We start from the raw sequence: 13,899 nt of genomic DNA, 5'->3' as shown, positions 1-13,899 counted from the left end.
AGGTGGTCAGAGCTGGATGAAGACGGAAGGCTAATTTCTTGGATTACCCATGACCCACAACCCACCCACTTCCAATTATTCCCTGAAGAGTAGGTGTCATGTGTCAGTTCCTGTGTCAGACTTCCCCAAACATTCCCTAGTTTTGGGACCAGTCAGGACCCTTGGGATAGGGGCCGCCGAGTGCGGGCCAACAAATAACGCAAAAAGGCCGGAAGCTCACGCCTCCGGCCTTTTCAATCAGTCACAAAATCCGTGGAATCCGAAAAATCCGAGCGAATCCGTGGTCCTTATTTGCCGTCTACTTCTTCGTAGTCCACGTCGGTCACGTGGTCGCCAGCGGGCTGGCCTTGGCCGTTGCCGCCTTGCGGCTGGCCGTCGGCACCAGGCTGTCCACCTTCGGCGCCACCGGCGGCGTACATCTCCTGCGAGGCAGCCTGCCAGGCAGCATTGATGGCCTCCATGGCGGTGTCGATGCGGGCGAGGTCTTTGGCTTCGTGGGCCGATTTGAGGTCGGCCAGGGCGCCTTCGATGGCGGTTTTGTTGCCACCGCTCAGCTTCTCACCGTACTCTTTCAACTGCTTCTCGGTCTGGAAAATCATCGAATCAGCGGCGTTCATTTTGCCGATGCGCTCGGTTTCGGCTTTGTCGGCGTCGGCGTTGGCGGCAGCTTCGTCGCGCATGCGCTTGATGTCGTCCTCGCTCAGGCCGCTGCTGGCTTCGATGCGGATTTTCTGCTCTTTGCCGGTGCCCTTGTCCTTGGCGGTTACGTTCAGGATGCCGTTGGCGTCGATGTCGAAGATTACCTCAATTTGCGGCACGCCACGGGGTGCGGGCGGGATGCTGTCGAGGTGGAATTTGCCGATGGTGCGGTTCTGGCTGGCCAGCGGGCGCTCGCCTTGCAGCACGTGGATTTCCACCGAAGGCTGGTTGTCCGAAGCCGTCGAGAAAGTCTCCGATTTCTTGGTCGGAATGGTCGTGTTCGACTCGATGAGCTTGGTCATCACGCCGCCCATCGTCTCAATGCCCAGCGAGAGCGGGGTCACGTCGAGCAGCAGCACGTCCTTCACTTCGCCAGTCAGCACACCGCCCTGGATGGCGGCACCGATGGCCACCACTTCGTCGGGGTTCACGCCTTTCGAAGGCTTCTTGCCGAAGAACTTCTCTACTTCCTCCTGGATGCGTGGAATGCGGGTCGAGCCACCCACGAGGATAACCTCATCGATGTCCGACGTGCTCAGGCCAGCGTCCTGCAGGGCTTTTTTCACCGGGTCCATCGAGCGGCGCACGAGGTCGTCGGCGAGCTGCTCGAACTTGGCGCGGCTCAGTTTCACCACCAGGTGCTTGGGGCCGGAGGCCGTGGCGGTGATGTAGGGCAGGTTGATTTCGGTTTCGGTCGAGCTGGAGAGCTCTACTTTGGCTTTCTCAGCGGCTTCTTTCAGGCGCTGCAGGGCCATGGGGTCCTTGCGCAGGTCGAGGCCTTCGTTCTCGCTGCTGAACTGGTCGGCGAGGAAGTTGATGATAACCTGGTCGAAGTCGTCGCCGCCGAGGTGGGTGTCGCCGTTGGTACTCAGTACTTCAAACACGCCGTCGCCAAGCTCCAGAATGGAAATGTCGAACGTACCACCGCCGAGGTCATACACAGCGATTTTCTGGTCTTTGTGCTTTTTGTCCAGGCCGTAAGCCAGGGCGGCCGCGGTGGGCTCGTTGATGATGCGCTTCACGTCGAGGCCGGCGATGGCACCGGCTTCTTTGGTGGCCTGGCGCTGGGCGTCGTTGAAGTAAGCGGGCACCGTGATAACGGCTTCGGTCACGGTCGTGCCGAGGTAATCCTCAGCGGTTTGCTTCATTTTCTGGAGCACCATGGCCGAGATTTCCTGCGGCGTGTAGTTGCGGTCACCAATCTTCACGGCTACCGTGTTGTTGGGGCCGGCTACGACGTCGTAGGAAACGTGCTTCTGCTCGGCGGTCACTTCGTTGAAGTGGCGGCCCATGAAGCGCTTGATGCTGGAAATCGTATTCTTGGGATTGGTCACGGCCTGGCGTTTAGCCGGGTCGCCCACTTTGCGCTCGCCTTTGCCCCCGTCGAGGAAAGCGACGATGCTGGGGGTGGTGCGGCGGCCTTCGCTGTTGGGAATTACAACGGGTTCGTTGCCTTCCATTACGGCTACGCACGAGTTGGTGGTGCCGAGGTCAATGCCGATTATTTTGCCCATGAGGGGTGTGTTGGTTAAGATTGAGAGTGGAATGTGTCAGGTTGAAAGCAGCGTTGCCGCCGCTACCGGGGGATTACAAGCAACGTACCAGCGTCGTTTTGGTGACAGATTGTCACCGATTCGGCCCGGCGCGGAAGATTATCCGACGCGGTGGCGGGATTTGTTTCAAAGGGCCAAAATTTTCCTGCCAAGGGGGCGGAAACGAGCCTTGGATTACCTTGCTACTCGCTATGGAAAGTAAAATCCTGCTGATTCTGGACCTTGATGAAACGCTTATTCACGCTACTGCTACCAAGCTGGGTGATGATTATGCATTTCAGATTTACCACTACTATGTGTACAAGCGCCCCGGGCTGGATGATTTTCTGCGGGCCTGTGCAGAGATGTTCGACCTAGCCGTATGGTCATCGGCCAGCGACGATTACGTGAGTCAAGTGGTAGCTAAGATATTTCCAGCGGAAATAAAGCCGGTGTTTGTATGGGGGCGCTCACGCTGCACGCCACTGGCCTTGTCCCGGATTGATGAGTATGGATACTATGGCTTGGAAGGAGCCAGCCATTACGAATACGCCAAGCTGCTCAAGAAAGTACGGCGGCTGGGCTACGATGCAAAACGGATTCTGATTGTGGACGATACGCCAGAGAAAGTGCGCAATTGCTACGGAAACGCCATTTATCCCACGCCGTTTCTGGGCGACCCAAGCGATAATGAATTAATAATTCTCACCAATTATCTGCATTCATTGCATGAGGAAGCCAATGTCAGAAGTATCGAAAAGCGGCAGTGGCAACTGAAGTTTCCTCCTAAACAATGAACCCGCTGACAAGAAGCAGAGGGAAGATTAATTGAATTAGCGGCTCAGAAACGCCCGCGTCTGCTGCTCCCAGTCGGCGGGGTAGCGGTGCCAGTAGGGCTCGTGGCCCACGCCGGGGAAGTCGTGGCGGGCTTTGGGGCCGGCGAGGTGGGCGAAGATGGCATCGGTTTCGGCGCGGGTCACGCGCGGGTCGGCGGTGCCCCAGAGCAGGAGGGTGGGCGTGTGGATTTGGCTGGCGTAGTGCTCGGCATTGAGGCCGAAGGCCCAGAAGCCGTTTTGCACGCCGCCCCAGAACACCAGCAAATCGGCCATCGGGAAGCCGGGCACATGCATGGAGGCGAAGCGGTTGTAGGCCGTCTGGCGCATGTTGCCGTAGGGGCATTCGAGGATGTTGGCGGTGGGACGAATGCCTAGCTCGGCCTCGGCACGGAGGACGGCTACGGCGCCCATGCTGACGCCGTATAAAATAACCTCACCCCCGGCCCCTCTCCCCAAGAGAGGGGAGCCTGACGACTTTGCGGAGTCTTGAAGCCAGTGGAAGATGGCTGCTACGTCGTCCGCCTCGCGGTAGCCGACGGTGGTGCGGAAACCGGCGGAGTTGCCGTTACCGGCCTGGTCCGCGAGCAGTACGTTGTAGCCCAGGCGGCGGAAGTAGCCGGCCTCGTGGGTGAGGTGCGACTTGCTGCTGGTGTAGCCGTGAAACAGGGCCACAGTGCCGCGTGCCTGGCTGCTGTCGGGCGTGGCGTACCACGCTTCGAGCGGGCCGTTGGGGCTGTTGATGGTGACGGTTTCGACCGGGAAGCCGGGCTTGGGGCCGTTCTGCGGCTTGGGGTTGCGGATGCCGGTGAGCAGCAGACAGAGCTTCTGGCCGGAGCTGAGTTGCTCGGGGTTGGGCGAGCGCTGGCCAGGCTCGTTGGCGAAATGAGTGAAGCGCCAGGCATGGAAGAAGGCCACGGCGTTCATCGCGGCGAAGCCGACCAGAAAGAATATTAGAAGTCGGCGGCGGTAACGTTTTTTCATTTGTGACCTAGAAACGCCGCAGAGTACCGCTTATTTTCCGCAGCGAATTCACTTCCTCAGGCGTGAGGTCGCGCCACTGGCCGGGCTGCAGTTCACCCAGTCCCAAGGGCCCGATGGCCGCGCGCACTAGCCGCAAACACGGCAGCCCCACGGCGGCGCACATCTTGCGGACCTGCCGGTTCATGCCCTGCGAAATCTGGATTTCCAGCCAAATGGTAGGGATACTGGCGCGGTAGCGGATTGGCGGCGTGCGCGACCAGAGGTGGGCCGGCTCGGGCAGTTCGGTGGCTTCGCCGGGAGCAGTGAGGCCTTCTTTTATCTGTACGCCGCGCCGCAAATTCTGCAAAGCTGCTTCGGAAATCGTGCCTTCTACCTGAGCCCAGTAAGTTTTTGGGACTTTGAACTTGGGGTCGCTGAGGCGGTGCTGGAGCTGCTTGTCGTCGGTGAGCAGGAGCAGGCCTTCGCTGTCGAAGTCGAGTCGGCCGACGGGGTACACGTTGGGCACCGGCACAAAATCCTTGAGCGTGGCACGGCCGTGCTCGTCGGTGAACTGGGTGAGGACTTCGTAAGGCTTATTCAGCAGGATGTAACGCATAATAGCACTGTAGCGCGAACATTTGTAGTTCGCGTCCCCGCGCCATTAGAATGGTCCTAACGGCGCGGGGACGCGAACTACAAAGTTCGCGCTACTTCTCCCACCAGCGCGACTGCGGCAGCTCAGTGCCCAAAGTTACCGGCTCGCCCAAATGCGGCGTCGTTATCACTTGGCCCAGCCGTGCGGCCTCGGCAGTGGCGCGGGTTACGGGCTCGTTCCAAGCGTGGAGCGATTCGGTGAAGGCACCCCAGTGCACGGGCAGCATCACGGCGGCGCGCACGTCGCGGGCGGCCTGCACGCTCTGCTCGGGCTTCATGTGGATGTCGGCCCAGCTGTCGTTGTACTGCCCACATTCTACCAGCGCCAAATCGAAGGGGCCATACTGCTGGCCGATGGCGGCGAAGTGCGGGCCATAGCCACCATCGCCGGTGTAAAACACGCGTTTGGCCGGTGCCTGCATCACCCACGAGCACCAGAGCGTGGAGTTGCGGTTGCCCAGGCCCCGGCCCGAAAAGTGGCGGCTGGGCGTGCAGCGCAGCATGAGGCCATTGGCGAGGCGGGTGCTGTCGCCCCAGTTCATTTCCACGATTTTCGCATTCGGCACGCCCCAGCGGCGCAGGTGCGGACCGATGCCCAGCGGCACATAGAAATGGCCCACCTTGTCCTTGATTTTGCGAATGGTGGCGTAGTCGAGGTGGTCGTAGTGGTCGTGCGAGATGAGGACGGCGGCAATGGGCGGCAGCTTTTCCGGGCTGATGGCGAGGGTGCGGTTGTAGCGGTTGGGTGTGGCCCAGCTCACGGGGCCCATTTCGATGCTCAGCATGGGGTCGAGCAGGATGTTCTGGCCCGCGATTTCAACCAGGCTGGCCGAGTGGCCGAACCACGTCACGCGCACCATTTCGGGCGTCTTGCGGGTGATGGCCAACGAATCGAGCGGCTGCTGCGGCAGCGGGCCGGGCGGCGCGGCCTGGGGCGATTTATGGAACAGAAACTTCCACATCACCGACGGCATGCTGCCGCCGGTCATTTCCCGGGTCGGAATCAGGTTCACAAACTCGCCTTCTTTCGCATTGTAGTGGCCCGATTTCACGTAGGCCGCGCGCTCGGTTTTGGTGGCTTTGCCGCCCAGCTGCGGGCTGAGGCTGACGAAGGCCGCCGTGGCTATCATTGCCGCGCCCAGTAGGCTGCTGCTTGCCATAAAAAAGACTTTTAGGGATTTACGCATGGGTTGGGCAGTAGCGCGAACTTTCAGTTCGCGTCCCCGCGTCGGTAAAGCCGTGCGGGGATTGAGTAAACAGCGTGTGGAGACGCGAACTGTACGTTCGCGCTACGGACGAGGCGCCGCCTTGCCGTGGGCCAGCGCCACAATGTCACGCACTTCGAGCACGGGTTTAGAGTAGCCAAAATCGGCGGCGTTTATCATGGCCCGGCCCACTTCCTGCATCGTACTCACGAAATTCGGCGCCAGCCGCCGGGCCAGCGGGTAGAGCCAGGCAATGGCGCCGTACCATCTCAGGATGTTGCGCTGGCCTTCGGTGGCTTTCATGAAGCCCGGGCGGAACATGTAGGCGGCGTGGAAGGGCAGGGCCAGCAGTGCGTTTTCGGTGCGGCCCTTTACGCGGGCCCAGTGCTGGCCGCTTTTTTCGGCGCTGTCGGTGCCCGCGCCCGACACGTAGATGAACGTCAGGTCCGGGTTGAGGCGGGCCAGGGTTTCGCCCACGGCCAGCGTCATATCGTGGGTGATACGTTCGTATTCTTCCTTCGAGATGCCCACCGACGAGATGCCGGCGCAGAAAAAACAGGCGTTGTATCCCGTCAGTTGGCTTTCCACGGCACTCAGGTTGGCCAGGTCGGGCACTAGCAGCTCGGTCATTTTAACGTGAGTGCGGCCCGTGGGCTTGCGCGTGAGCACCAGGACGCGCTCCACGTTGGGATTTTGCAGGCATTCGAGCAACACGCCCTCGCCCACCATGCCGGTGGCCCCGGTTAAAATGACTCGTAGTTTCATATCGGTGCGGTAAAGTAGGAGGGAGGACGCAGCGGCGGCGGTTTTGCTTTACCGAACATCGTAAGAACGTCATGCCGAGCGTAGCGAAGCATCTTTACCGCAGCAGTAAATTAATTGCGCTGCGCGGTAAAGATGCTTCGCTACGCTCGGCATGACGTTCTGGATTCGTCGTTTCTACACGCTGCCCGAGTATTTCCGCACGGCCCATTCCACCGTTAGAAAGGCCAGAATTACGAAGAAAAGCCACTTCAGATTTATCAGGTCCTTCAGGTCTTCCTCGGCCGTAATCACCGGCTTGTAATTGGCCTTGATGATGTCCTGCGCCAGCCTGTCCATTTGCGCCGGATAGTAGAGCCGCGAGCCGCTGCGGCGCGAGAGCTGCGCCAATAAGTTGTGGTCCGCCTTCGATTCCAGGGCTTCTAGTGGCTGCTCCTGCACCAGCAACTCGCCGGCATCCTGCTGGGCTTGGCCGCCCAGGGTGGCGCGCGCCTGGTACTTATACAGCCCCGCCGGCAGCGGGCCCAGGTGCAGCGGCGAGCCGTCCTCGGCGTTGGCGAAACTGAAGCGGCGGGCCTGCTGCTTCTCATCCGTCAAAACCAAGTCGATTTTCTGGTTATAAAGGCGCTCAAATACGGCGTTGTAGGTTTCGGCGCCCAGCGTTACGTCGTCCTGGGTGCCGAAGGCGTCCTGCGTGGGGTACACGTCGAGCCGCTTTTTGTTGGCGTTTTGGGTGAGGAGTTGGAGCGTGCGGATGATGAGGCGGTCGTAGGCTTCGGGCTTGTCGTCGTGGGCAACGGCTTCGCTCAGGCGCCACTGCCAGCTGCCGTCGGTGAGCAGGGTGGCGCGGCGGGCATCGGCGGGGCCGCCGAATACCAGCAGCGGCTTCTGGGTGGCCACCCGGCCCACCTGTTGCCAGAGCGCGGCTTCAGCGCCGGCCCTCAGCCGGTAGTCGCCGAAGGGCACCGGCGCGGGCGGGTATTGCGCAAAGCGCCGGGCCGACTCCTCATCCGTGGCAAAGCGGGCGAAGCCGGGGTTGGGCACCGGTGTCACCTCATCGGTCTGGCTGCCGCGCGGCTGAATGGTGAGGCCCGCGCCCAACTGGTTGTAAGCCGCCAAATCGGACTGTGCGCCCAGAATGTAAAACGCAGGCGTTTTGCGAGCCTTCACCTGGGCCAGAATGTCGTTGCCGAGCCCGCCCTGGGCTGGCAGCTGGTGCAGGATGGCCACGTCGAAATCGGCCCCGGCTTTCAGCGGCTCCAGGCCGGGCAGGGCCAGCGTCAGGTCGAAGTTATCGTTGGCCAGAATGGCGGCGCGCAGGGCCTTCAAGTCGGGGTGGGGCGCGGCGCCGGCCAGCAACACGCGCAGCTTGCCCTTCACAATTTCGATGAAGGCCGTGCGCTGGTTGTTTAGCGTCGTAAACTCGCCCGGCTGGGGCACAATGCGCACATCGTAGCGGCGCTTGCCGGGCGCGGGCGCTGTGATTTGGAAGGTCGTTCGCACCCGGCGCCGGCCGGCCGGCAGGGCCACGCGGCGCGTATCGAGCACGCGGCTGCCCTCGCGCAGCTCCACGGTGGCCGCGCCGCCCGCGTAGCCCTCAAAACCCAGTTCAGCCTCAATCGGGAATTTATTGCCGCTGAAAGCCACCCGGTTGTAGGTGAGGCCACTGAGGCGCAGGTCCTTTTTAGGGATAGTGTCGCCCATCGCCACGCTGTAAATCGGGAAACTGAACTCGGAATAGGCCGGGCTGCGCCCTTGGTTCACAAGGCCATCGGAGAGCAGGACCACGCCGGCCAGGTTGCGGCCATCGTAGGTTTCGCGGGTGCCGGAGAGCAGCCGGTCGAGGTCGGTGGTAGTGGCGCCGAAACGCAATGAATCGAGCGACGCCGGGCGGGCCGTGGCCGACGTCAGCGTCCGGGTTTCGACAACGAAACCCTTGCCGCGCAGCGTTTGGGCCAGCTTGCCCAAGCCAGTAGTGGCTTGGTTGAGCACGTTTTTGGGCGTGAAAAGCTCTACCGACTGCGAGTTATCGACGGCCAGCACCAAGGTGGGTTGCTCGGTGCGCGTGGTGGTGCTCTTGATGAACGGCCCAAGCAGCAGGTAGCACAGAAAGCTGACCACGGCAAAGCGCAAGGCCGCCAGCGCGTAGTTCAATTGCTTGCTCCAGGGCGTTTTGGCCGAGTATTGCAGGGCGGCGTAGCCCGCGCCCACGGCCAGGCAGAGCAGGATAAACCAGGAAGAATATTGAGTGGTCAGCAAACGAAAATTGGATTGAATCAGCCCTAAAGGTCGGCCCGCACGGCTAAAGTTGCAGCCTGCCGCTGCATCAACGGTTGAGCACGGTAACCAGTTCGGGACTGTTAAAGATGCTGACCGGCGAAATCACCGTTTCATTCAGCGGCAAACTGTCGCCGTAGCGCTCCTTCAATTTGGCCTGCACGGCCGTGTGGCTCAGGTCGAAATCGCGCAGGTGCTGGAGCTGCCCCAGCCGCCGGCACAGCCCGCGCTCATACACTTTCCAGATGAGCTCGGAGCAATAAATCCGGTCGTCGGACCAGCCAAAGGTACCGTCGTAGTCGCGGCCGACCATGGCCTGGCCCACGGCTTTCATCCGTTGCAGGGCGGTGGGGGTGAGGGCGGTTTCGGCGTCGCGCAGCCGTTTCACCACGTAATGGTCGCCGCGGCCCCGGCCGGTCCACTCCATCAGCGGCGTCACCTTCACCGGCTGCATGGCTTCCAGCACCAGCCACTGCCCGTCCTGCTGGTAGAGCAGGCCGCAGTGGCTGTAAGGCGAGTGCGTAGCCAGCTGAATGGCCTGGCTTTGCTCCGACCGGCTGGTATGAAAAACCAGGTCACCGTCGCGGAAAAGCTTACGGTCGGCGGCCGCCTGCCCAAAGCGGTGGCTGTAGGCGCGGCGCACGGGCCGGAGGGCAAAGACGGAAATGAGCAGCGCCAGCGCCAGGAGCAGGAGGGAAGTTTTTTTCATGTCTCAAGGTCGAGCTAAGAGCATTCCAAGAGGTGCGGATAATCGTCACTACTCAGTTTCTTCTGTGTCTTCGGTATCGTCCTCCTCTATTTCATGTTCTTCGGTTTGCCACTTTTCCCCAACCGCTTCCCGCTGTGCGTGCCAACCATAATTCAGTTGGAACAACTCGTTAAGGGTTGGGTCGCGTTTCACGATTTCCTCCAGCGCGACAACTTTCAAATCGGCCACGTCATAAGTGGTGTCGCAGAGAAACTGCCAGTCACCATCAGATTCGTGGACTACCCGCAGAATTGGCAAGCCATCCAAAACCTGCCTTGTGGTAAACACGGCAACGTTTCGCTCCTCCCGAAACTTGAAATCATGGTCCCGGTCAAGCAGCGGCTGGGCAGCTTTCCAATCTGGATTGAAGCCCTCATCCCAGGGATATAGCGCCTGCTTATCGGGCCACACAATTTGTAACGCTGGAAAGTCCCAGTTTTTGTAAAACCACCCAGCGTAACCGAAATAATCAGGATAACGGTCTTCGTCGACGGTTACGAAACGAACATGAAAGCCTTCCAAGAAATCTGGATACCCCACGTTGCGGTCAGGCTCAGGCTGCTTATCTAGCAACCTTTTGCCCTCCCAAAGCACTGAATGCAACAACTCAAGGCTGAATCCAAAGCAGATGAGCTCTGGGTAGCCATAAGTTTTATATAGCCCGATGGTATGGGCGAAGCTGGGAGAATAACCGTCGCCATTATACAAGGCAATATGAAACCCGTGCTCCTCAATGTCGCTGAGAATCCGAGCTTCGGACTCCGCATTATGCGCAGCGTGTTCTTCCGGCGTGGCCATTTGCTGCCTTACGTCAGCATCCCGCCGTCTACCTGCAGCACCTGCCCGGTGATGTAGGCCGAATCGTCCGACGCCAGAAACGCCGTCGCTTTCGCCACGTCCTCCGGCTGGCCGCCGCGCTTGAGCGGGATGGCCTTGCGCCACTCGTCCACCTGCTTGGGGTCGAGAGCGTCGGTCATCTCGGTTTCGATGAAGCCGGGCGCCACCGCGTTGCAGCGGATGTTGCGCGAGCCCAGCTCCAGGGCCACCGATTTGGTGAAGCCGATGATGCCGGCCTTGCTGGCGGCGTAGTTGGCCTGCCCGGCGTTACCCTTGAGGCCCACCACGCTGGTCATGTTGATGATGGAGCCGGCCTTGGCGCGCATCATGGGCTTGGTGGCAGCCTTGGTGAGATTGAACACGGATTTGAGGTTCACGCGCAGTACGTTGTCCCACTGCTCCTCGCTCATGCGCATAAGCAGGCCGTCCTGCGTGATGCCGGCGTTGTTGACGAGGATGTCGAGCTTGCCGAAATCGGCCACCACGTTGGTGATGAGCTGTTCGGCTTGGGCGTAGTCGGAGGCGTCGGAGCGGTAGCCTTTTACCTTGGTGCCGTTGGCCGACAGCTCGGTTTCGAGGGCTTTGCCTTTTTCAACCGAGGACAGATAGGTGAAGGCGACATCGGCGCCGAGCTGGGCAAAATGCGCCGCGATGGCGCGGCCAATTCCTTTGGAAGCGCCCGTCACGAGGGCCACTTTTCCGGTGAGTGTGTTGGTCATGGGGCGAAGTTAAGTAGCGCGGACTTTCAGTCCGCGAGTGAGTGGTTTTGATTCGCGGACTAAAAGTCCGCGCTACAGCGGGCTAACTTCGCCCTAGATTATGCCCCATCACGACATCTGCATTCTGGGCGCGGGCCCCGGCGGGGCCACTGCCGCCCTGCACCTCGCCAACGCCGGCCAGCGCTGCCTGCTGCTGGACCGCGCCGCCTTCCCGCGCGACAAAACCTGCGGCGACGCCCTCAGCGGCAAGGTCATCAACGAGTTGAAGCGCATCGAGCCCGGCCTGCACGCCAAGTTGGCCGCCTCGCCCATCCAGATTCCGAGCTGGGGCATCGACTTCATCGCGCCCAACGGCCGCAAGCTCAGCATCCCCTTCAAGCCAAAGTTTGATAAAGCCCAAGATGCCACCGCCGGCCACGTGGCCAAGCGCATCGACTTCGATAATTTCCTGGTCGAAGAAGTGCGCCAGCGCCCCGAAATCGACTTCCGCGAAAACGTGGACGTGGCCCGCACCGAGCGCACGCCCGACGGCTGGCAATTATTTGACAAGGCGGGCACTGAAATTGCTGCCTGCCGCCTGCTGCTGGTGGCCAACGGCGCGCAATCGGAATTTGCCCGCAAAGTGGCCGGCCACGCCCTGGAGCCCGACCACCACTGCGCCGGCTTGCGCACTTATTATGATGGCGTGAGCGGCCTCAGCCCCGATAATTTCATCGAGTTGCACTTCATCAAGGACTTTCTGCCCGGCTACCTCTGGGTTTTCCCGCTACCCAACGGCCAGGCCAACGTGGGCGTGGGGATGCTTTCGAAAACAGTAGCCGATAAAAAGGTGAACCTGCGCCAGCGCCTCGACGAGATACTCACGACGCACCCGGCCCTGGCCCCACGCTTCGCCGGGGCCACGCGGCTGGGTTCGGTGAAAGGGTTCGGCCTGCCACTGGGCTCGAAGCGCCGGGCGCTGTCGGGCGCCAACTATTTCCTGCTCGGCGATGCCGGCTCGCTCATCGACCCATTTTCGGGCGAGGGCATTTCGCACGCCATGGTGAGCGGGCGCCACGCCGCCACTTGGGCCATCGAGGCCGTGAAAAAAGCTGATTTCAGTCCCGATTTCCTCAAAAGCTACGACAAGGCCGTTTACAACCGCCTCGGCAAGGAGCTGCGCCTGAGCCGCGTGATGCAGCGGCTGCTCAACTTCCCCAGTCTGTTCAACATCGTGGCCAACCGCGCCGTGAGCAACCCCACGCTGGCCGCCACGCTCTCCATGATGTTCATGGATTTGGATTTGCGCGAGCAGCTCCGCAAGCCCAGCTTTTACTTCAAGCTGGTTTTTGGGGGGAAGTAGGGTGGGGCAAACAGAGCGTCATTTTTAGCATCATGCATTCGTTCAGTAAAAATTCCTGCGTCTGTCATCCTGAGCGCAGCGAAGGACTTCAGCGCGTTCAAACCTCAGTTGTTCACACGTGAGAAGGTCCTTCGCTACGCTCAGGATGACAGACGATGTAAACGGAAAAAAGGCGCGAAACCTACGTTTCGCGCCTTTCTAATTATTGAACCGGAGTGGTGGTAGCTGGCTTCTTGTAGCCCGGGCGCGGGTGGTAGCCGGTGCCGGGCTTCGCTACAGGCGCGGCCTTGATGGGCTCGTGGCCGTCGTTGCCCACGTAGCGCTTCAGGCTTTTTTCGGCTTCGGGGTTGAGCTTGGCGGCGCGCTCCAGGTCGCGGCGCGCTTCCGATAGTTTATCGAACGAGGAGTAGCTGATGCCGCGATATTCCCAGGCATCGGCATAGGCCGAGTCGAGCTGAATGGCCCGGGTAAAATCGGTCACGGCGGGCTTGTACTGGTACATCTGCATCTTGGCCACGCCGCGGCCGAAGAACGATTCCTTATCATCGGGCCGGTACTTGAGGGCACCCGAGAAATCGGTGGCGGCCGCCTTGTACTGCTTCATCATCAGGCGGTTCACGCCGCGGTTGTAGTACGCGTCGGGGTTATTGCGCTGGTATTTGATGGCGGCTGTGTAGTCCGGGATGGCCTCTTTGTATTGCTTGAGGTAACTTTTGGCCTTGGCCCGCTGCAGCAGCGCGGCGGGGTCGCGGGGGCTGGTTTTCAGGCGCGAGTCGGCCGATTCCAGCATGATGCGGTAGTCGGCGGCCGTCATCTTTTTCTCCTTGGCGCGCGTGGCCGACGCCACTTCGGCGCTGGGCGTGTTCGGGGCAGCCGTGGCTGGGGCGCCCGCCATTTCGGCCGGCAGGTCGGTAGCGGCGGTGGTAGCAGCCGGCTCAGCGGCGGGAGTGGCCACGCGCGCATCGGTGGCGGTAGCGGCGGCGCCGGTCGAGTCGGGGCGGGTGGCGCCGGTGGCCACGGGTGCGGCCATGGGCTGGCTGGCCACCGAAGGCTTTTCTTTTTCAGTAACGGTGGTGGCGCAGTTCGAGAGGAAACCCAGCAGCCCGAGGGCGGCCAATGGGAAGCGAAGACGTGATTTCATAAGGTCAGAAAAAGTGAGGTGCGGAGCAGCAAATCCGCAACCGGGGGCTTATACGGAAGACGGCCAAGATTGGCTGCTAGCACGCATCGAGCCAAAATAGTGCAGGCAATATAACGAGGCGCCGCCGGGATAGCGGCGCGGTGGGGGTGGGCGGCTATCTTTGCCCCGCTAAATGGGTGGGTCCCCC

At 61.0% G+C, this 13,899-nt stretch carries 12 protein-coding genes; 2 read left to right on the top strand and 10 right to left on the bottom strand.

Annotated elements, in window-relative coordinates:
* Positions 1 to 287: 287 nt before the first annotated feature.
* Entirely contained in the window at positions 288 to 2,213 is a 1,926-nt protein-coding gene (gene dnaK, locus Q5H92_RS14490) for a molecular chaperone DnaK (RefSeq protein WP_305012254.1), read from the bottom strand.
* A gap of 230 nt (positions 2,214 to 2,443) precedes the next feature.
* Between dnaK and Q5H92_RS14485 the strand changes: the two genes are divergently transcribed.
* Positions 2,444 to 3,028 (top strand): HAD family hydrolase, encoded by a 585-nt coding sequence (locus Q5H92_RS14485; protein WP_305012253.1) that lies wholly within the window; start codon positions 2,444 to 2,446, stop codon positions 3,026 to 3,028.
* A gap of 36 nt (positions 3,029 to 3,064) precedes the next feature.
* Here Q5H92_RS14485 and Q5H92_RS14480 read toward each other — a convergent pair whose 3' ends face one another.
* From Q5H92_RS14480 to fabG, 8 genes are all read right to left on the bottom strand, one after another.
* A complete protein-coding gene (locus Q5H92_RS14480) occupies positions 3,065 to 4,048 on the bottom strand; it encodes an alpha/beta hydrolase (RefSeq protein ID WP_305012252.1) in 984 nt (327 codons plus the stop codon).
* Between the two features lie 7 nt (positions 4,049 to 4,055).
* Complete coding sequence (locus Q5H92_RS14475) at positions 4,056 to 4,643, bottom strand: pseudouridine synthase (RefSeq protein ID WP_305012251.1); 588 nt, start codon at positions 4,641 to 4,643, stop codon at positions 4,056 to 4,058.
* A 91-nt stretch (positions 4,644 to 4,734) separates the two neighbouring features.
* Complete coding sequence (locus Q5H92_RS14470) at positions 4,735 to 5,868, bottom strand: MBL fold metallo-hydrolase (RefSeq protein ID WP_305012250.1); 1,134 nt, start codon at positions 5,866 to 5,868, stop codon at positions 4,735 to 4,737.
* 102 nt (positions 5,869 to 5,970) lie between these two features.
* Positions 5,971 to 6,651, bottom strand: coding sequence for an NAD-dependent epimerase/dehydratase family protein (locus Q5H92_RS14465; protein ID WP_305012249.1), 681 nt, complete (start codon positions 6,649 to 6,651; stop codon positions 5,971 to 5,973).
* 174 nt (positions 6,652 to 6,825) lie between these two features.
* On the bottom strand, positions 6,826 to 8,907 hold the full coding sequence (locus tag Q5H92_RS14460; protein ID WP_305012248.1) for a VWA domain-containing protein: 2,082 nt from the start codon (positions 8,905 to 8,907) through the stop codon (positions 6,826 to 6,828).
* Between the two features lie 67 nt (positions 8,908 to 8,974).
* Complete coding sequence (locus Q5H92_RS14455; RefSeq protein WP_305012247.1) at positions 8,975 to 9,634, bottom strand: YiiX family permuted papain-like enzyme; 660 nt, start codon at positions 9,632 to 9,634, stop codon at positions 8,975 to 8,977.
* Positions 9,635 to 9,682: 48 nt separating this feature from the next.
* On the bottom strand, positions 9,683 to 10,471 hold the full coding sequence (locus Q5H92_RS14450) for a DUF4262 domain-containing protein (RefSeq protein WP_305012246.1): 789 nt from the start codon (positions 10,469 to 10,471) through the stop codon (positions 9,683 to 9,685).
* 8 nt (positions 10,472 to 10,479) lie between these two features.
* The gene (fabG, locus tag Q5H92_RS14445) at positions 10,480 to 11,229 is read right to left on the bottom strand and encodes a 3-oxoacyl-[acyl-carrier-protein] reductase (protein ID WP_305012245.1); all 750 of its coding nucleotides are present in this window, start codon (positions 11,227 to 11,229) and stop codon (positions 10,480 to 10,482) included.
* 100 nt (positions 11,230 to 11,329) lie between these two features.
* Here fabG and Q5H92_RS14440 point away from each other — a divergent pair, with 100 nt between their 5' ends.
* Positions 11,330 to 12,571: an NAD(P)/FAD-dependent oxidoreductase gene (locus Q5H92_RS14440; RefSeq protein WP_305012244.1), complete on the top strand. Its 1,242-nt coding sequence runs from the start codon at positions 11,330 to 11,332 to the stop codon at positions 12,569 to 12,571.
* 202 nt (positions 12,572 to 12,773) lie between these two features.
* Here Q5H92_RS14440 and Q5H92_RS14435 read toward each other — a convergent pair whose 3' ends face one another.
* Positions 12,774 to 13,712, bottom strand: coding sequence for a tetratricopeptide repeat protein (locus Q5H92_RS14435; RefSeq protein ID WP_305012243.1), 939 nt, complete (start codon positions 13,710 to 13,712; stop codon positions 12,774 to 12,776).
* Between the last annotated feature and the right edge of the window lie 187 nt (positions 13,713 to 13,899).

Origin of the sequence: Hymenobacter mellowenesis, from assembly GCF_030581005.1 — a bacterium.
GTDB classification, from domain to species: Bacteria; Bacteroidota; Bacteroidia; order Cytophagales; family Hymenobacteraceae; genus Hymenobacter; species Hymenobacter mellowenesis.
The sequence above is the reverse complement of the archived record's forward strand: the minus strand, read 5'-3'. Positions and strand labels throughout refer to the sequence as shown.